The sequence below is a fragment of the Nocardioides sp. SYSU D00038 genome (assembly GCF_016924665.1).
GTDB lineage: Bacteria > Actinomycetota > Actinomycetes > Propionibacteriales > Nocardioidaceae > Nocardioides.
This window is the reverse complement of sequence record NZ_JAFFJT010000036.1, coordinates 16,140-34,886: the sequence shown is the minus strand read 5'-3', so window position 1 is coordinate 34,886 and position 18,747 is coordinate 16,140. Positions and strand designations below refer to the sequence as shown.

Genomic DNA, 18,747 nt, shown 5'->3' with positions numbered 1-18,747 from the left:
CGGCGCCGCCCGCTCCGCCGCAGGCCCCGCCGCCCGCCCCGCCGCAGGGGCGCCGGATCTCCACGACGCCGGCCACCCCGGCCCCGCAGGCGCCGTCGGCGGCGCCGACCCACCTCGACTCCGCCGTTCCGGCTCCGCCGCCCGCCCAGGCCCCCGCCGACACCGGCGCGGTCGAAGGTGCCGCCGCGGGAGCGAACGGCGCCGTCGAGGTGCCGCGGTTCATGACGGCCACCGACTTCCTCGACCGCCGCTCCGACCAGCGCGAGCCCGGTCCGGCGACGTGGGGCTGGCGGGGCCGGGTGCGACGCTGGAGCGGCGGCCTGATCAGCCCGCGGATGTCGGCCGCCGAGCGCGAGCACGAGGAAGCCCGGGCCGCGATCCAGAAGGACTTCGACGGCCCGCGCACGATCGCGTTCATCAACCCCAAGGGCGGGGCGGCCAAGACCACCGGCGTGCTCGCGGCGGGCTACACCTTCGGCACCGTCCGCGGCGGCGGCGTCGTCGCGTGGGACAACAACGAGACCCGCGGGACCCTGGGCATCCGCGGCACCCGCAGCGCCCACCGCAACACCACGCGCGAGCTGCTCGAGGACCTGGAGCGGTTCAGCGACGTCTTCCAGGCCCGGATCGGCGACCTCGGCGCGTTCGTGCGCTCGCAGGGCGACGCGCACTTCGACGTGCTGGCCTCCGACGAGCGGCCCGACGTCACCGGGCAGATCCACGCCCAGGACTTCAACGCCGTGCACAAGCTGCTCGAGCGCTTCTACCGGGTGATCCTGGTCGACACCGGCAACAACATGCGCGCCGAGAACTGGCTGGCCGCCGCCGACGCCGCCGACCTGCTCGTCGTGACCTCGACCGTGCGCGAGGACACCGGCTACAGCGGGCTGTGGATGCTCGACGCGCTCCAGGACGCCGGCTACCAGAACCTCAAGCACAAGGCCGTGACCGTGCTCTCCGACCCCTCGGCGCAGGTCGACGAGAAGCTCGCCCAGGACCTCGTCGACGTCTACGAGCAGCGCACCCGCGCGGTCTACCGGGTGCCCTACGACCCGGCCCTCGTCGCCGGCTCGGTGGTGCCCTACAACCAGCTCTCCGAGGGCACCCGCCGCTCCTGGCTGCGCGCCTGCGCCGGCATGGCCGAGGCGCTCTGACCTGCTGCCGAGTCGTCGTTGCTCGTCACGGGCAACGACGACTCGGTGCGTGGGGGTTCGCCGACCCGGCGCGAGTTGCCGACACCTCGCGCCGATCTGTCGACAACAGGCGACGGGTCGGCGACCCACCCACCGCGCGCTAGCGTCGGGGCCATGCGTGCCGTCACCTATCGCGAGACCGGGCCGTCGTCCGTGCTGAGGCTGGGGGATCGGGAGGTGCCCGAGCCGGGGCCGGGTGAGGTCCGGGTGCGGGTGGTGCGGTCGGGGGTGAACCCCACGGACTGGAAGTTCCGCGCCGGGATGGTGGCCGGGCACGACGAGGTGACGCCCGGACAGGACGGCGCCGGCGTCGTCGACGCGGTGGGCCCCGGGGTGACCTCGTTCGCGCCCGGCGACCGGGTGTGGCTGGTGCTGGCCCAGCACGGCCGGCCCCACGGCACGGCGGCCGACTTCACCGTGCAGCCGGTCGAGCGGGTGGTGGCGCTGCCCGACGGCGCGTCGTTCGACCTCGGGGCCAGCCTGGGCGTGCCGGCCGTGACCGCCCACCGGGCGCTCACCGCTCACGAGGACGGCCCGGCCCGGCTCGCGCCCGGTGCGCTGGCCGGGCGCACCGTGCTCGTCGCCGGGGGAGCGGGCGCGGTCGGCAACGCCGCGATCCAGCTCGCCAGGTGGGCGGGGGCGACCGTGGTGACCACCGTCAGCAGCGACGAGAAGGGCGCGCTGGCCGTGGCGGCCGGCGCCCACCACACCGTGAACTACACCGTCGGCGACACCGCGCGCGAGGTCCGGGCCTTCGCGCCCGACGGCGTCGACATCGCCGTCGAGGTGGCTCCGGCCCAGAACGTCGCCGTCGACCTCGACCTGGTCAAGGTGCACGGACTGGTGTCGATCTACGCCAACAACGGCGGCGACGAGCTGACGATGCCGCTGCGGGCGGCGTTCGGCAAGAACCTGCGCTTCCAGTTCCTCATCCTCTACACCCTCCACGAGCACCTGCTCCGGGCCGCGGTCGACGACGTCTCGGCGGCCGTCGCGGCCGGCGCGCTGCGGGTCGGCGAGGACGCCGGCGTGCCGCTGCACCACTACCCGCTGGAGCAGGCCGCGGCGGCGCACGACGCCGTCGAGGGCGGCGCGGTGGGCAAGGTGCTGCTCGACGTGTCCGACGCGTGAGAAGCCGGGGCGCCGGGCGCGGGGTTGCCGTCCTGCGGAGGTAGGGTGAGGGCGTTCGACATCCTTTAACGAGCCGTCCCGTGAGGCGGAGAAGGAGGTCAGGAGCACCCGTGTGTGCCCAGCCCGCCCCTGCAGGACCCGACACCGGCCGGGTCGTGCTCGACGCCCGTGACATCGCCCGGGCCCTCACCCGCATCTCCCACGAGATCCTCGAGCGCAATAAGGGCGCCTCGGACCTGGTGCTCCTCGGCATCCCCAGCCGCGGCGTGCCGCTGGCCGAGCGGATCGCCGAGCGGATCGCCTCGGTCGAGGGCAACGCGGTGCCCGTCGGCTCCCTCGACGTGACCATGTACCGCGACGACCTGCGGCTCAAGCCCGCCCGGGCGCTGATGCGCACCGACATCCCGGCCGACGGCATCGACGACAAGGTCGTGGTGCTCGTCGACGACGTGCTCTTCTCGGGCCGCACGATCCGGGCGGCGCTCGACGCCCTCAACGACCTCGGCCGCCCGGCGGCGGTGCGGCTGGCGGTGCTGGTCGACCGGGGCCACCGCGAGCTGCCGATCCGCGCCGACTTCGTGGGCAAGAACCTGCCCACCTCGCTGGTCGAGCAGGTGCGGGTCACCCTCGACGGCGTCGACGACTCCGACGCGGTCACCATCCAGGGGGCGGCGACGCCGTGAAGCGCCACCTGCTCTCGGCCGCCGACCTCGGCCGCGACGACGCCGAGCTGGTCCTGCAGACCGCGGCCGAGCTGCGCGAGCTCGCCGACCGGCCGATCAAGAAGCTGCCGGCGCTGCGCGGGCGCACCGTGGTCAACCTGTTCTTCGAGGACTCCACGCGCACCCGGATCTCCTTCGAGGCCGCGGCCAAGCGGCTGAGCGCCGACGTCATCAACTTCGCCGCGAAGGGCTCCTCGCTGAGCAAGGGCGAGAGCCTCAAGGACACCGCGCTGACGCTGGAGGCGATGGGCGCGGACGCCGTCGTGGTGCGCCACGGCGCCAGCGGCGCCCCGCACCGGCTGGCCCACTCCGGGTGGGTGCGCTCCAGCGTGGTCAACGCCGGAGACGGCACCCACGAGCACCCGACCCAGGCGCTGCTCGACGCGTTCACGCTCTACCGCCACCTCGGCAGCACCGACGGCGGTCGGCTCCGCCCGGGCAGCCTCGAGGGCCGCCGGATCGCGGTGGTCGGCGACGTGCTGCACAGCCGGGTGGCCCGCTCCAACGCGCTGCTGCTGCGCACCCTGGGCGCCGAGGTGACGCTGGTGGCGCCGCCGACGCTGCTGCCGGTGGGGGTCGGGACCTGGCCGGTCGAGACGTCGTACGACCTCGACGCAGTGCTGCCCAAGGCCGACGCGGTGATGATGCTGCGGGTGCAGCGGGAGCGGATGACCGGCGGCTTCTTCCCGACGCCGCGGGAGTACTCCCGCCGCTACGGCCTCGACGGTCGCCGGATGGCGACGCTGCAGGACCACACGATCGTGATGCACCCCGGGCCGATGGTCCGGGGCATGGAGATCACCGCCGACGTCGCCGACAGCGACCGCTCGGTGATCGTCGAGCAGGTCACCAACGGCGTCGCCGTGCGGATGGCCGTGCTCTACCTGCTGCTCGGAGGGTCCGAGCCTGCCGTGGGAGGAGAAGAGTGACCGGCTACCTCATCCGGGGCGCCGCCGTGCTGGGCGGCGACCCGACCGACCTGCTGCTGCGCGACGGGGTGGTCGCCGAGGTCGGCACCGGCCTCGACGCCGCGGGTGCCGAGGTCGTCGACGCCGCCGGGCTGGTGGCGCTGCCCGGGCTGGTCGACCTGCACACCCACCTGCGCGAGCCGGGGCGTGAGGACGCCGAGACCGTCGAGACCGGCACCCGCGCCGCGGCGCTCGGCGGCTTCACCGCCGTGCACGCGATGGCCAACACCGAGCCGGTTGCCGACACCGCCGGCGTGGTCGAGCAGGTCTGGCGGCTCGGCCGCGAGGCCGGCTACTGCGACGTCTACCCCGTGGGCGCGGTCACCGTGGGCCTGGCCGGCGAGCGGCTGGCCGAGCTGGGCGCGATGGCCGACTCCGCCGCCCGGGTGCGGGTCTTCTCCGACGACGGCTGCTGCGTGAGCGACGCGGTGCTGATGCGTCGGGCGCTGGAGTACGTCAAGGCCTTCGACGGCGTCGTCGCCCAGCACGCCCAGGAGCCGCGGCTCACCGAGGGCGCGCAGATGAACGAGGGCGAGCTGTCCGGCCGGCTCGGCCTCACCGGCTGGCCCGCCGTGGCGGAGGAGGCGATCATCGCCCGCGACTGCCTGCTGGCCGCCCACGTCGGCTCCCGGCTGCACGTGTGCCACGTGTCGACCGCGGGCTCGGTCGAGATCGTCCGCGACGCCAAGCGCAAGGGCTGGAACGTCACCGCCGAGGCCTGCCCCCACCACCTGCTGCTCACCGACGACCTGGCCGCGACCTACGACCCGATCTACAAGGTGAACCCGCCGCTGCGCTCGGGAGTCGACGTCGAGGCGCTGCGCGCCGGCCTGGCCGACGGCACCATCGACGTCGTCGCCACCGACCACGCTCCGCACCCCCACGAGGACAAGGACTGCGAGTGGGCCGCGGCGGCGTTCGGCATGCTCGGCCTCGAGACGGCGCTGTCGATCGTGCAGGAGACGATGGTCGACCCCGGACTGCTCGACTGGGCCGGGGTCGCCGAGCGGATGTCCTACGCCCCCGCCCGGATCGGGCGGGTCGCCGACCACGGGCGGCCGATCGAGGTCGGCAACCCGGCCAACGTGCTGCTCTACGACCCCGCGGTGCGCCGGGTGGTCGAGCCCTCGGAGTCGGCCAGCCTCAGCCGCAACACGCCCTACCGCGGGATGGAGCTGCCCGGCCGGGTGGTCGCGACGTTCCTCCGCGGCCACGCCACCGTGCTCGACGGGAAGCTCCAGTGACCACCACCAGCTCCAGCCCCAGCCCCACGTCCACCCCGGTGACCACCGGACCGGCGATCCTCGTCCTCGAGGACGGCCGCACCTTCCACGGCGAGGCGTTCGGCGCGGCGGGGGAGACCTTCGGCGAGGCGGTCTTCAACACCGGCATGACCGGCTACCAGGAGACGCTCACCGATCCCTCCTACCACCGGCAGGTGGTGGTGATGACCTCTCCCCACGTCGGCAACACCGGCATCAACGACGACGACCCCGAGAGCCGCCGGATCTGGGTGGCCGGCTACGTCGTCCGCGACCCCGCCCGGGTGCCGAGCAGCTGGCGCTCGCGCCGCACCCTCGACGACGAGCTGCGCGAGCACGGCGTGGTCGGCATCTCCGGCGTCGACACCCGCGCGCTCACCCGCCACCTGCGCGAGCGCGGCGCGATGCGGGTCGGCATCTCCACCACCGAGACCGACCCCGCGGCGCTGCTGGCCCGGGTGCGCTCGTCGGCCGAGATGACCGGCAGCGAGCTGGCCAGCGAGGTCTCGACCACCGAGGCGTACGTCGTGCCGGCGCACGGCGAGAAGCGGCTCACCGTGGCGGCGCTCGACCTCGGCATCAAGGGGATGACCCCGCACCGGATGGCCGAGCGCGGCATCGAGGTGCACGTGCTGCCGGCCACCGCGACCCTCGACGACGTGCTCGCCGTGCGCCCAGACGGGCTCTTCTACTCCAACGGCCCCGGCGACCCGGCCGCCACCACCCACCAGGTGGAGCTGCTGCAGGGAGCGCTGGAGCGGGAGCTGCCGTACTTCGGCATCTGCTTCGGCAACCAGCTCTTCGGGCGGGCGCTGGGCTTCGGCACCTACAAGCTGCGCTACGGCCACCGCGGCATCAACCAACCGGTGCTCGACCGCACCACCGGCAAGGTGGAGGTCACCGCCCACAACCACGGGTTCGCCGTCGACGCCCCGCTCGACGGGCCCACCGAGACGCCGTTCGGCCGGGCGGAGGTCAGCCACGTCTGCCTCAACGACGACGTGGTGGAGGGCCTCGAGCTCCGCTCGCCCCGGGGCGAGCTGCGCGCCTTCTCCGTGCAGTACCACCCCGAGGCCGCCGCCGGCCCCCACGACGCGGCGTACCTCTTCGACCGCTTCGTCACTCTCATCACGAAGGACGCCTGACGTGCCCAAGCGCGACGACATCAAGAGCGTGCTGGTGATCGGCTCCGGGCCGATCATCATCGGCCAGGCCTGCGAGTTCGACTACTCCGGCACCCAGGCCTGCCGGGTGCTCAAGGCCGAGGGCCTGCGCGTGGTGTTGGTCAACTCCAACCCGGCCACGATCATGACCGACCCGGAGTTCGCCGACGCGACCTACGTCGAGCCGATCACCCCGGAGTTCGTGGAGAAGGTGATCGCCCAGGAGCGCCCCGACGCGCTGCTGCCGACGCTGGGCGGCCAGACCGCGCTCAACGCCGCGATCGCCCTCCACGAGAACGGCGTGCTCGAGAAGTACGGCGTGGAGATGATCGGCGCCAGCTTCGACGCCATCCACCGCGGCGAGAACCGCGAGCTGTTCAACGGGATCGTCGAGAAGGTCGGCGGCGAGGTGGCCCGCAGCTTCGTGTGCCACTCCCTCGACGACTGCGAGAAGGCGGTGGCCGAGCTCGGCTACCCGGTCGTGGTGCGGCCGTCGTTCACGATGGGCGGCACCGGCTCCGGCATCGCCTACGACGAGGGCGACCTGGCCCGGATCGCCGGTGCCGGCCTGTCGGCCAGCCCCACCACCGAGGTGCTGATCGAGGAGTCGATCATCGGGTGGAAGGAGTACGAGCTGGAGGTGATGCGCGACCGGGCCGACAACGTCGTGATCGTCTGCTCGATCGAGAACGTCGACCCGATGGGCGTCCACACCGGCGACTCGATCACGGTCGCCCCGGCGATGACGCTCACCGACCGCGAGTACCAGCACCTGCGCGACCTGGCGATCGGCATCATCCGCGAGGTCGGGGTCGACACCGGCGGCTGCAACATCCAGTACGCCGTCAACCCCGCCGACGGCCGGGTCATCGTGATCGAGATGAACCCGCGGGTCAGCCGCTCCAGCGCGCTGGCCTCGAAGGCGACCGGCTTCCCGATCGCCAAGATCGCCGCGAAGGTGGCGATCGGCTACACCCTCGACGAGATCCCCAACGACATCACCACCCGCGCCGACGGCGGCAGCACGCCCGCGGCGTTCGAGCCCACCCTCGACTACGTCGTGGTGAAGGTGCCGCGGTTCGCGTTCGAGAAGTTCCCGGGCAGCGACCCCGTGCTGACCACCCACATGAAGTCCGTGGGCGAGGCGATGGCCATCGGGCGCAACTTCACCGAGGCGCTGCAGAAGGCGCTGCGCTCGCTGGAGAGCCGCACCGCCGTCTTCGACTGGGAGAAGGACTGGGTCGACCTCGACAAGGACGCGCTGCTGCGGGAGGTCGCGGTGCCGCACGACGGGCGGCTCAAGCAGGTGATGGACGCGATCCGCGCCGGGGCGACGCCGGAGGAGGTCTTCGAGGCCACCCGGATCGACCCGTGGTTCCTCGACCAGCTGGCGCTGATCAACGAGGTGGCCACCGAGGTCACCGCCGCCGACGAGCTCACCCCGGCGCTGCTGCGGCGGGCGAAGCGGCACGGCTTCTCCGACCTCCAGATCGGCAAGATCCGCGGGATGGGCGCCGACGTGGTGCGCGGCGTGCGGCACGCCCTCGGCATCCGGCCGGTCTACAAGACCGTCGACACCTGTGCCGCCGAGTTCGCCGCCGCGACGCCGTACCACTACAGCTCCTACGACGAGGAGACCGAGGTCGCACCCCGCGAGCGGCCCGCGGTCATCATCCTCGGCAGCGGCCCGAACCGGATCGGGCAGGGCATCGAGTTCGACTACTCCTGCGTGCACGCCTCGCTGGCCCTCTCGGAGGCCGGCTACGAGACTGTGATGGTCAACTGCAACCCCGAGACCGTCTCCACCGACTACGACACCTCCGACCGGCTCTACTTCGAACCGCTCACCCTCGAGGACGTCCTCGAGGTCGTGCACGCCGAGCAGGCGGCCGGCCCGGTGGCCGGGGTGATCTGCCAGCTGGGCGGCCAGACCCCGCTCGGCCTGGCCAAGGGGCTGGAGGACGCCGGGGTGCCGATCGTCGGCACCTCGCCCGACGCGATCCACCTCGCCGAGGAGCGCGGCGCCTTCGGTCGGGTGCTGGCCCGGGCCGGGCTGCCGGCGCCCAAGTACGGTCTCGCCACCAGCGTCGAGGAGGCCCACGACGTGGCGGCCGAGGTCGGCTACCCGGTGATGGTGCGGCCGTCGTACGTGCTGGGGGGCCGGGGCATGGAGATCGTCTACGGCGACGACGCGCTCCGCGGCTACATCGAGCGCGCCACCGAGGTCAGCCCCGAGCACCCCGTGCTGGTCGACCGGTTCATCGACGACGCGGTGGAGATCGACGTCGACGCGATCTTCGACGGCGAGGAGCTGTTCCTCGGCGGGGTGATGGAGCACATCGAGGAGGCCGGCATCCACTCCGGCGACTCCGCGTGCGTGCTCCCGCCGATCACGCTCGGTGACTCCGAGATCAGTCGGATCCGCGAGGCCACCGAGGCGATCGCCCGAGGGGTGGGCGTGCGTGGGCTGCTGAACATCCAGTACGCCCTGGGCTCCGACGTCCTCTACGTGCTCGAGGCCAACCCGCGTGCCAGCCGCACGGTGCCGTTCGTGTCCAAGGCCACCGCGACCCCGCTGGCCAAGGCCGCGGCCCGGGTGATGCTGGGCGAGACGGTGGCCGGGCTGCGGGCGGCCGGCGTGCTGCCCGCCGAGGGCGACGGTGGCACGCTGCCGGCCGACCAGCCGATCGCGGTCAAGGAGGCGGTGATGCCGTTCAACCGGTTCCGCACCCCCGACGGCACCCAGGTCGACACCGTGCTCGGGCCGGAGATGAAGTCGACCGGCGAGGTGATGGGCTTCGACGCCGACTTCGGCAGCGCCTTCGCCAAGTCGCAGGCCGGCGCCTTCGGATCGCTGCCCCGCCCCGGCATGCACGAGCACCGGAGCAGCCGGGTCTTCGTCAGCGTCGCCAACCGCGACAAGCGACACCTGGTCTTCCCGATCAAGGTCCTCGCCGACCACGGCTTCGAGATCCTCGCGACCCAGGGCACCGCCGAGGTGCTGCGCCGCAACGGCGTGCGGGCCACGGTGGTGCGCAAGCACTACGAGGGCGCCGGTCCGGCGGGGGAGCCGACCACCGTGCGGCTGATCCTCGACGGCGAGGTCGACCTGATCGTCAACACCCCGCACGGCTCGGTCGGCGGGGGAGCCGCGCGGGTCGACGGCTACGAGATCCGCACCGCGGCGGTGCTCGCCGGCGTCCCGTGCATCACGACCGTGCAGGGGCTCGGGGCCGCGGTGCAGGGGATCGAGGCCCTGGTCCGGGGCGACATCGGCGTGCGCAGCCTGCAGTCCTGGGCGGCCCGCGGGTGATCTACCGGACCGTGTTCGACCGGGTGCTGACCCGCACCGACGCCGAGCGCGCCCACCACCTGGCGCTCCGTGCGATCCGGGGCGCGGCGCCGGTGCTCCAGCAGGGCCGGCGGGTGCGCCCGGTCGTGCACGCGCCGGTACCGGCGATGGGCCTGCTCTTCCCCCACCGGCTCGGGCTCGCGGCAGGCTTCGACAAGAACGCCGTCGGCGTCGACGCGCTCGGCGCCCTGGGCTTCGGGCACGTCGAGATCGGCACGGTCACCGCGGAGCCCCAGCCCGGCAACCCCCGACCCCGCCTGTTCCGGCTTCCCCAGGATCGCGCGGTCGTCAACCGGATGGGCTTCAACAACGACGGCGCCGCCGCTGTGGCGACCCGGCTCGCCCACCGGGCCCGCAGGCTGGCCGAGGTCGACCGCTCGGCGCCGCCGCCGGTGCTCGGCGTCAACATCGGCAAGACCAAGGTGGTGCCCGAGGACGACCAGCGGGCGGTGCTGGCCGACTACGCCAAGAGCGCCCGGCTGCTCGCGCCCTGGGCGCAGTACCTCGTGGTCAACGTGAGCTCTCCCAACACTCCCGGTCTGCGCGACCTCCAGTCGGTCGAGCGGCTCCAGCCGCTGCTGGAGCACGTGCGGCGCACGGCGGACGCCGTGACCACCCACCGCGTCCCGCTGCTGGTCAAGATCGCCCCCGACCTCGCCGACGACGACGTGCTGGCTGTCGCCGACCTGGCGCTGGCGATCGGGCTCGACGGCATCGTCGCGACCAACACCACCACCAGCCGCGCCGGCCTGGTCTCGCCGCCCGAGGCGGTGGAGCGCTGCGGCCCCGGCGGCCTGTCCGGTGCACCGCTGGCCGACCGGTCGCTGGCGGTGCTGCGGCTGCTGCGCGAGCGGCTCGGCGACCGGCTCACGCTGGTCGGGGTGGGCGGCATCGGCAGCGTCGAGCAGGCCCGCGAGCGGATCGCCGCCGGCGCGACCCTGGTGCAGGCCTACTCGGCGTTCGTCTACGAAGGACCGCGCTGGCCCGGGCGGGTGGCCGCCGGGCTCGCCACGACAGGAGACCAGCCATGACCAGCCCGACCCCCTTCGGCGCGCGCCTGCACGCCGCCCTGGCCGCTCGCGGGCACCTGTGCGCCGGCATCGACCCGCACGCCGCGCTGCTCGCGGAGTGGGGGCTCGACGACGACGTCGCGGGCCTGGAGCGGTTCGCGCTCACCGCCGTGGAGGCACTGGCTCCGGTGGCGCCGGTGGTCAAGCCCCAGTCGGCGTTCTACGAGCGCTTCGGCAGCCGCGGGGTCGCCGTGCTCGAGCGGGTGGTGACGGAGTCGCGCGCCGCCGGCGCGCTCGTGCTGCTCGACGTCAAGCGCGGAGACATCGGCTCCACCTCGCAGGCCTACGCCGACGCCTACCTCGACCCGGCCTCCCCGCTCGGCGCCGACGCCGTGACCGTCAGCCCCTACCTCGGCTTCGGGTCGCTCGACCCGTTCGTCGATACCGCCCGCATCCACGGCGGCGGGTTGTTCGTGCTCGCACTCACCTCCAACAAGGAGGGGCCGGAGGTCCAGCACGCGCGCACCGACGACGGCGCGACCGTCGCCGGCCGGGTGCTGAGGCGGCTGGGCGAGCTCAACGCCGGCGCCGACCCGCTCGGCTCGTTCGGTGCGGTGGTGGGCGCGACGATCGGCAGCCCGCCCGAGGGCGTGGACCTGTCCTTCCACGGCCCGGTGCTCGCGCCCGGCTACGGTGCCCAGGGCGGTACCACCGCCGACCTGGTGCGGATCTTCGGGGCGGCGTCGGGCGCGGTACTCGCCAGCACCTCCCGCGAGCTGCTGCGCGCCGGGCCCGACGTCGCGGCCCTGGCCGACGCCGCGCGCCGCACCACCGACGAGCTGGCCGGGCTCCGCGGGTGACGGGGGTGCGGGGGCCGGTGCGGGGGTCGGTGCGGGTGCGCTGGTCGGCCACGGTCGCGGTCGGTGCGCTGGCCGGCGGGCTGCTGCTCGGCGGGTGCGGCGAGGACGGCCCAGAGGGCTACTGCGAGGCCGTGGCCGACCACCAGGAGGAGCTCACCGAGATCATCGGCGCCGGTGGGCCGGACGCCCTGCTGCGGGCGCTGCCGGTCTTCCGCGACCTGCGCGCGGCCGCCCCCCGCGACGTTCGCGACGAGTGGCAGCAGGTGGTCGGGGCGCTCGAGGACCTCGCCGACGCCCTGGACGAGGCCGGCGTCGAGCCGTCGTCGTACGACCCGGAGGCACCGCCGTCGGACCTGGCGCCCGAGGAGCGCGACCGGATCGAGGCCGCCGCCACCGCGCTGGCCAGCCCGCAGACCACCGAGGCGTTGGCCGGCCTGCAGCAGCAGGCGCGCGACGTCTGCAAGTCCCCGCTGACCCTCTGACCCTCTGACCCGGCCCGCTCGGCGGGGCGCCGTCGGCGGGGCCGTGAATGGGGACGGCGGGGGTCGGTCCGGGCCGCGAGGGGTACCGGTGCGGACCGCCCGGGGCCCCGATTGCCCGCCGGTCGACAACCTGACTAGATTGACCTGCAGCTCCCCCAAGCCCAGCGAAGACGACAAAGGACCCGCGACCGTGGCTCTGCCCCCGCTCACTCCGGAACAGCGTCAAGCAGCTCTCGAGAAGGCCGCCGCCTCGCGGCGCGAGCGGGCCGAGGTCAAGAACCGCCTCAAGAACGCGGGGGCCTCGATCACCGACGTGATCGCCGAGGGGCAGCGCAACGAGGTGATCGGCAAGATGCGGGTGGTCGACCTGCTGCAGTCGATGCCCGGGCTGGGCAAGGTGCGCGCCAAGCAGCTGATGGAGCGACTGGGCATCGCCGAGAGCCGCCGGGTGCGGGGCCTCGGCACCAAGCAGGTCGCCGCGCTCGAGCGCGAGTTCGCCTCGCGTGACTGAGCCCAGGGCTGCCCGGTGCCAGCAGGACCGCGGCCGCCCGGGGTCGCACCAGGTGACGCGATGACCGCGGACGACGTCCGCGCCGTCCACCCCCGCAGCCGCCTGGTCGTGCTCGCCGGACCCACCGCGGTGGGCAAGGGCACCGTGGCCGCCGACGTCCGCGCCCGTCACCCCGAGGTCTGGATCTCGGTGTCGGCGACCACCCGGCCACCGCGGCCGGGGGAGGAGGACGGCGTCCACTACTGGTTCGTCGACGACGCGGAGTTCGACCGGATGGTTGCGGGCGACGAGCTCCTGGAGTGGGCCGTGGTCCACCGAGCCGCCCGCTACGGCACCCCGCGCCGCCCGGTGGAGGAGGCCCTGGCCGCCGGCCGGCCGGCGATGCTCGAGATCGACCTCCAGGGCGCCCGCCAGGTGCGCCGGACGATGCCCGAGGCGCTGTTCGTGTTCCTCAAGCCGCCGTCGTGGGACGAGCTGGTCCGCCGCCTGGTCGGCCGCGGCACCGAGACCGCGGCCGAGCGCGAGCGGCGGCTCACGACCGCCCGCGAGGAGCTGGCCGCCGAGGCGGAGTTCGACGTGACGATCGTCAACCACGAAGTTCACGCTGCCGCCGAGGAGTTGGTAGCCTTGATGGTGCTCGACCAGGAGTCCTTCCCGAGCGATCCCCACTGACCTAGCGAGGCTTGACCGTGTCTGCGCCCAACATCGCCGCCGAGGGTGTCACCAACCCCTCGATCGACGACCTGCTCACCAAGACCGACAGCAAGTACAAGCTGGTGCTCTACAGCGCCAAGCGCGCCCGCCAGATCAACGCCTACTACTCCCAGCTGGGTGAGGGGCTGCTCGAGTACGTCGGCCCGCTCGTCGAGACCCACGTCCAGGAGAAGCCGCTCTCGATCGCCCTGCGCGAGATCAACGACGACCTGCTGACCTGCGAGGACGTCGACCCCGCCGAGCTCGCCGCCGAGGAGGCCGCCGCCAAGGCCGCGGCCGCCGCGCCCCCGTCGTTCCCGACCGAGTGAGCGCCGGGGACCTCCCCTGAGCACCAGCGACCACGAGGCCGTGCCCCCCGCCGGGGCACGGCCCGTTGCTCGTCAGCAGCGACCGCGCGTGGTCCTGGGCGTCGCGGGCGGGATCGCGGCGTACAAGGCCTGCGAGCTGCTGCGCCGGCTCACCGAGTCGGGCCACGACGTGACGGTGGTCCCCACCGCCTCCGCCCTGGAGTTCGTGGGCGCACCCACCTGGGCCGCCCTGTCGGGCAAGCCGGTCGCCGCCGACGTCTGGTCGCAGGTGCACGAGGTGCCGCACGTGCGGATCGGGCAGGCCGCCGACCTGGTGGTGGTCGCGCCGGCGACCGCCGACCTGCTGGCCCGGGCGGCCCACGGCCTCGCCGACGACCTGCTGACCAACACGCTGCTCACCGCGCGCTGCCCCGTCGTGCTCGCCCCGGCGATGCACACCGAGATGTGGGAGCACCCCGCCACCCGAGAGAACGTCGCCGTGCTGCGTCGCCGCGGCGTGGTCGTGGTCGAGCCGGCCGAGGGCCGGCTGACCGGCAAGGACACCGGCAAGGGCCGGCTGCCCGAGCCGGCCGAGCTGTTCGACGTCTGCACCGACGTGCTCGCCCGCGGCGTCGCCGAGCCCGACCTCGCCGGGCGGCACCTGGTGGTCTCGGCCGGCGGCACCCGCGAGTACCTCGACCCGGTGCGGTTCCTCGGCAACCGCTCCTCCGGCCTCCAGGGCCTGGCCCTGGCCCGCGCCGCGGTGGCTCGCGGCGCGCAGGTCACGCTGGTGGCCGCCAACGTCGCGCTGCCCGCGCCCGCGGGTGCCCGGGTGGTGCGGGTCGAGACCACCGCCGAGCTGCGCGAGCAGGTGGTCGCCGCGGCGGCGACCGCCGACGCCGTGGTGATGGCGGCGGCGCCGGCCGACTTCCGGCCCGCTGACGTCAGCGACGCCAAGATCAAGAAGGCCGACGACGGCTCGGCCCCCCTGGTCGAGCTGGTGCAGAACCCCGACATCCTCAAGGAGATCTCCGCGTCCCGGCCCCGGCCGGGCGCGGTGGTGGTCGGGTTCGCGGCCGAGACCGGTGACGCCACCGGCTCGGTGCTCGACCTGGCCCGGGCCAAGCTGGCCCGCAAGGGCTGCGACCTGCTGGTCGTCAACGACGTCAGCGGGGGAGCCGTGTTCGGCAGCCCCGACAACGAGGCCGTGATCCTCGGCAGCGACGGGTCGGCGGTCGACGTGCCCGCCGGGACCAAGCTCCAGCTGGCCCACGTCATCTGGGACCAGGTCGTGTCACGTTTTCGGGGCTGATTCGTTTCCTGAGATGACCGTCCTGCATGCTGGTCACCCCCTATCCTGATCGCCACCCCCTACCTGCTTGAGCGGAGAAACACTGTGGCTGGACGCCTCTTCACCTCGGAGTCCGTGACCGAGGGCCACCCGGACAAGATCGCCGACCGGATCAGCGACACCGTCCTCGACTACCTGATGGCCAACGACTCCGACAAGGAGAACCTGCGTGTCGCGGTCGAGACCCTGATCACGACGGGTCTGGTCGTCGTGGCCGGCGAGGTCCGGACCAACGCGTACGCGCCGGTCGCCGACCTGGTGCGGGGTGCGATCGCCGACATCGGCTACGACAGCTCCGAGAAGGGCTTCGACTACGCCACCTGCGGCGTGTCCGTCGCCATCGGCGCCCAGTCGGCCGACATCGCCCAGGGCGTCGACCAGGGCATCGAGGCCCGGGTGGGCGACTCCACCGACGAGCTCGACCTGCGCGGCGCCGGCGACCAGGGCCTGATGTTCGGCTACGCCTGCGACGACACCGACGTGCTGATGCCCCTGCCGATCGTGATCGCCCAGCGGCTCGCCGAGAAGCTGACCGAGGTCCGCAAGAACGGCACGATGCCCAACCTGCGCCCCGACGGCAAGACCCAGGTCACCATCGAGTACGACGAGGACGACCGCCCGGTGCGCATCGACACCGTGGTGCTCTCCACCCAGCACTCCGAGGACACCGACCTCGTGAAGCTCGAGGCCGAGATCCAGCAGAATGTCATCGACCCGGTGCTGGCAGGCTTCGAGCTGCCCTCCGAGGGCTACCGCCTGCTGGTCAACCCCACCGGCCGCTTCGTCACCGGTGGCCCGATGGGCGACGCCGGCCTGACCGGCCGCAAGATCATCGTCGACACCTACGGCGGCATGGCCCGCCACGGCGGCGGTGCCTTCTCGGGCAAGGACCCGTCGAAGGTCGACCGCTCCGCGGCGTACGCCATGCGCTGGGTGGCCAAGAACGTCGTCGCCGCGGGCCTGGCCCGCCGCTGCGAGGTGCAGGTCGCCTACGCCATCGGCAAGGCCCACCCGGTCGGCGTCTTCGTGCAGACCTTCGGCACCGGCGTCGTCTCGGACGAGAAGATCCAGGAGGCGGTGCTCGAGGTCTTCGACCTGCGTCCCGCCGCGATCCTGCGCGACCTCGACCTGCTCCGCCCGATCTACGCCAAGACCTCGGCGTACGGCCACTTCGGCCGCGAGCTCGACGAGTTCACCTGGGAGAAGACCGACCGCGCCGACGCCCTCAAGGCGGCCGCCGGCGTCTGACGCCACCCCGTTCCACCGCTCCACCCCACCGCGCCCCGCCGGGTTCGTCCCGGCGGGGTGCGGCGCGTCCGGGGGGGGGTTCCCCGGTGAACCGGGGAAACCGTGACTTGTCAGCCGGAACTCTGGCCGAGAAGTCGAGGTTCTGGCCGAGAGGTCCGGCAGGTACGGCGTGCACCCCCCGCCGGTGGGTTTCCCCGGTGAACCGGGGAAACCGTCACTTGTCGGCCGGAACTTCGGCCGAGAAGTCGGGGTTCTGGCCGAGAGGTCCGGCAGGTACGGCGTCCATCAGCCGCCCCGCACCCCACCCCGCCGATGCGCCCCCGGAGCCGCCCACGAACCCCGCGACCGAAGCCCGCGGACCGCACCCCCACCGCCGGGGGTGCCGACTGGTATCAATGCCGCCATGCCCCCCGCCGCCCCCGACCCCGCCGAGCAGCCCGAGCTGCTGCCCGGCATGGTCAAGGCGACGGCCCGGGCGTCGCGGGCCAAGGCGGCGGCCACCAGGGCCCGCAACGCCGCGGGCGTCGAGGTCACCGACGTCGACCCCGTGGCCCGGGTGCTGGTCGACGTCCCGCTGGCCCACCTCGACCGACCCTTCGACTACGCCGTGCCGGTCACGATGGCCCAGGCGGCCCGACCGGGGGTGCGGGTCAAGGTGCGCTTCGCCGGCCAGGACGTCGACGGCTTCGTGCTCGAGCGACGCGACCGCACCGACCACACCGGCCGGCTGACCCCGCTGCGTCGGGTGGTGAGCCCGGAGCCGGTGCTGACCGAGGCGGTGGCGGGCAGCGTGGCCGAGGTCGCCGAGCGCTACGCCGGCACCCGCTCCGACGTGCTGCGGCTCGCGGTGCCGCCCCGGCACGCCACCGCCGAGAAGGCGGCCTCGCCGGGCCCGGAGCAACCCGCAGCCTGGGACCCCGCGGCCGCGGCCGCCGCGTGGGGCCACCACGAGCCCGGCGCGGCGTACCTGTCCCACCTCGCCGACGGCGGGTCGCCGCGCGCGGTGTGGACCGCCGCTCCCGGCACCGACTGGCCGGTGCTGGTGGCGCACGCGGTGGCGGCGACGCTGGCCTCGGGGCGCGGCGCCCTGGTGTGCGTGCCCGACGGCAAGGACGTGGCGCGCGTCGACGCCGCCCTGACCGCGGTCGTCGGCGCCGGCCACCACGTCACCCTCACCGCCGAGGCCGGCCCGGCCCGGCGCTACCGCGACTTCCTGCGCGTGAGCCGCGGCGCGGTGCGGGTGGCGGTCGGCACCCGCGGCGCGGCCCTGGCGCCGGTGCGCGACCTCGGTCTGGTCGTCGTCTGGGACGACGGCGACGACCTGCACGCCGAGCCGCGGGCGCCCTACCCCCACACCCGCGAGGTGCTGCTGCTACGCGCCGGGCGGGAGGGTGCGGCGGCGCTGGTCGGCGGCTTCGCGCGCACCGTCGAGGCCGCGCACCTGCTGCGCACCGGCTGGGCCCACGAGCTGGCGCCGCCGCGCGCGGTGGTGCGCGACCGGGTACGGGTGGGTGTCGCCGGCGCCACCGAGCGCTCCCTCGAGCGCGACGCCGGCGCCCGGGCCAGCCGGGTGCCGTCGGAGGCACACCGGCTGCTGCGCGAGGCGCTCGAGGAGGGCCCGGTGCTGGTGCAGACGCCGCGCGCGGGCTACGTGCCGTCGCTGGCCTGCGAGCGCTGCCGCACGCCGGCCCGGTGCGCGGCGTGCTCGGGCCCGCTCGCGCTGCGTGGCCCCACCGCTCCGCCCACCTGCCGCTGGTGCGCCACGCAGGCGCCCGGGTGGGCCTGCCCCGAGTGCGGCCACCGCGGCCTGCGCGCACCGGTGGTGGGGGACGCCCGCACCGCCGAGGAGCTCGGCCGCAGCCTGCCCGGCGTCGTGGTGCGCACCTCCGGCGGCGCCCGGGTGCTCGCCGAGGTCGACGACGACCGCGCGGTCGTCGTCGCGACTCCCGGTGCCGAGCCGGTCGCCACGACCGGGTACGCCGCCGTGCTGCTCCTCGACACCTGGCTGCCGCTGGGCCGCCTCGACCTGCGCACCGAGGAGGAGGCGCTGCGCCGCTGGCTCAACGCCGCCGGCCTGGTGCGACCCGGCGGCCGGGTGCTGGCCGTCGGCGACCCCGCCCACCCCGCGATCCAGGCCCTGGTGCGCTGGGACCCCGGCGGCTTCGCCCAGCGCGAGAGCGAGCAGCGGCAGGCCGCGCACCTGCCGCCGGCCTCCCGGCTGGCCACCATCACCGGCGAGCCCGGCGCGGTCGACGACGCGCTGACCCTGTTGGCGCCCCCCGACGGCACCGAGGTGCTCGGGCCGGTCGCGCTGGAGTCGGGCGAGTTTCGCGCCGTCGTCCGCTCCCCACGGGTGCACGGCGCCGCGCTGTCGGCCGCGCTGGGCGAGCTGCAGCGGCTGCGCTCGGCCCGCAAGCTCGACGCCGTCCGGGTGCAGGTCGACCCGTACTCGCTGTGAGCCTCGCGGCCGGTGCCGTCGGGCAGCCGGGCGGA

General features: G+C 74.2%; 16 protein-coding genes. All 16 read left to right on the top strand.

All coding sequences use genetic code 11. The features are described 5' to 3' along the window. Positions 1-1,154 (top strand): hypothetical protein (locus JT721_RS20020; RefSeq protein WP_240341151.1); only part of this gene is annotated, 1,154 nt, incomplete at its 5' end. A 153-nt stretch (positions 1,155-1,307) separates the two neighbouring features. Next, the gene (locus tag JT721_RS20015; protein WP_205475195.1) at positions 1,308-2,324 is read left to right on the top strand and encodes an NADPH:quinone reductase; all 1,017 of its coding nucleotides are present in this window, start codon (positions 1,308-1,310) and stop codon (positions 2,322-2,324) included. Between the two features lie 110 nt (positions 2,325-2,434). Next, positions 2,435-3,007 (top strand): bifunctional pyr operon transcriptional regulator/uracil phosphoribosyltransferase PyrR, encoded by a 573-nt coding sequence (gene pyrR, locus JT721_RS20010; protein WP_205475194.1) that lies wholly within the window; start codon positions 2,435-2,437, stop codon positions 3,005-3,007. Then, positions 3,004-3,975 (top strand): aspartate carbamoyltransferase catalytic subunit, encoded by a 972-nt coding sequence (locus tag JT721_RS20005; protein ID WP_205475193.1) that lies wholly within the window; start codon positions 3,004-3,006, stop codon positions 3,973-3,975. The genes pyrR and JT721_RS20005 overlap by 4 nt, the downstream gene beginning before the upstream one ends. Then, on the top strand, positions 3,972-5,258 hold the full coding sequence (locus tag JT721_RS20000) for a dihydroorotase (protein WP_205475192.1): 1,287 nt from the start codon (positions 3,972-3,974) through the stop codon (positions 5,256-5,258). The genes JT721_RS20005 and JT721_RS20000 overlap by 4 nt, the downstream gene beginning before the upstream one ends. Then, on the top strand, positions 5,255-6,421 hold the full coding sequence (gene carA / locus JT721_RS19995; RefSeq protein ID WP_307828172.1) for a glutamine-hydrolyzing carbamoyl-phosphate synthase small subunit: 1,167 nt from the start codon (positions 5,255-5,257) through the stop codon (positions 6,419-6,421). Before JT721_RS20000 ends, carA begins: the two co-directional genes overlap by 4 nt. A gap of 1 nt (position 6,422) precedes the next feature. After that, positions 6,423-9,752 (top strand): carbamoyl-phosphate synthase large subunit, encoded by a 3,330-nt coding sequence (gene carB / locus JT721_RS19990; protein WP_205475191.1) that lies wholly within the window; start codon positions 6,423-6,425, stop codon positions 9,750-9,752. After that, a complete protein-coding gene (locus JT721_RS19985; RefSeq protein WP_205475190.1) occupies positions 9,749-10,822 on the top strand; it encodes a quinone-dependent dihydroorotate dehydrogenase in 1,074 nt (357 codons plus the stop codon). Before carB ends, JT721_RS19985 begins: the two co-directional genes overlap by 4 nt. Next, on the top strand, positions 10,819-11,661 hold the full coding sequence (pyrF, locus tag JT721_RS19980) for an orotidine-5'-phosphate decarboxylase (RefSeq protein WP_205475189.1): 843 nt from the start codon (positions 10,819-10,821) through the stop codon (positions 11,659-11,661). Before JT721_RS19985 ends, pyrF begins: the two co-directional genes overlap by 4 nt. Next, a complete protein-coding gene (locus tag JT721_RS19975) occupies positions 11,658-12,143 on the top strand; it encodes a hypothetical protein (RefSeq protein WP_205475188.1) in 486 nt (161 codons plus the stop codon). Before pyrF ends, JT721_RS19975 begins: the two co-directional genes overlap by 4 nt. A 190-nt stretch (positions 12,144-12,333) precedes the next feature. Next, positions 12,334-12,654, top strand: a complete 321-nt coding sequence (gene mihF / locus JT721_RS19970) for an integration host factor, actinobacterial type (protein ID WP_205475187.1) — start codon at positions 12,334-12,336, stop codon at positions 12,652-12,654. Positions 12,655-12,714: 60 nt separating this feature from the next. Next, a complete protein-coding gene (gmk, locus tag JT721_RS19965; RefSeq protein WP_205475186.1) occupies positions 12,715-13,326 on the top strand; it encodes a guanylate kinase in 612 nt (203 codons plus the stop codon). Between the two features lie 17 nt (positions 13,327-13,343). Next, entirely contained in the window at positions 13,344-13,676 is a 333-nt protein-coding gene (rpoZ, locus tag JT721_RS19960; protein ID WP_205475185.1) for a DNA-directed RNA polymerase subunit omega, read from the top strand. Between the two features lie 88 nt (positions 13,677-13,764). Beyond that, positions 13,765-14,967 (top strand): bifunctional phosphopantothenoylcysteine decarboxylase/phosphopantothenate--cysteine ligase CoaBC, encoded by a 1,203-nt coding sequence (coaBC, locus tag JT721_RS19955; RefSeq protein ID WP_205475184.1) that lies wholly within the window; start codon positions 13,765-13,767, stop codon positions 14,965-14,967. An 84-nt stretch (positions 14,968-15,051) separates the two neighbouring features. Further along, on the top strand, positions 15,052-16,254 hold the full coding sequence (gene metK / locus JT721_RS19950) for a methionine adenosyltransferase (RefSeq protein ID WP_205475183.1): 1,203 nt from the start codon (positions 15,052-15,054) through the stop codon (positions 16,252-16,254). A gap of 403 nt (positions 16,255-16,657) precedes the next feature. Continuing rightward, positions 16,658-18,712 carry a primosomal protein N' gene (locus JT721_RS19945; protein ID WP_205475182.1) on the top strand — a complete coding sequence of 685 codons (2,055 nt, stop codon included), beginning with the start codon at positions 16,658-16,660 and terminating at the stop codon, positions 18,710-18,712. The last annotated feature ends 35 nt before the right edge of the window (positions 18,713-18,747 follow it).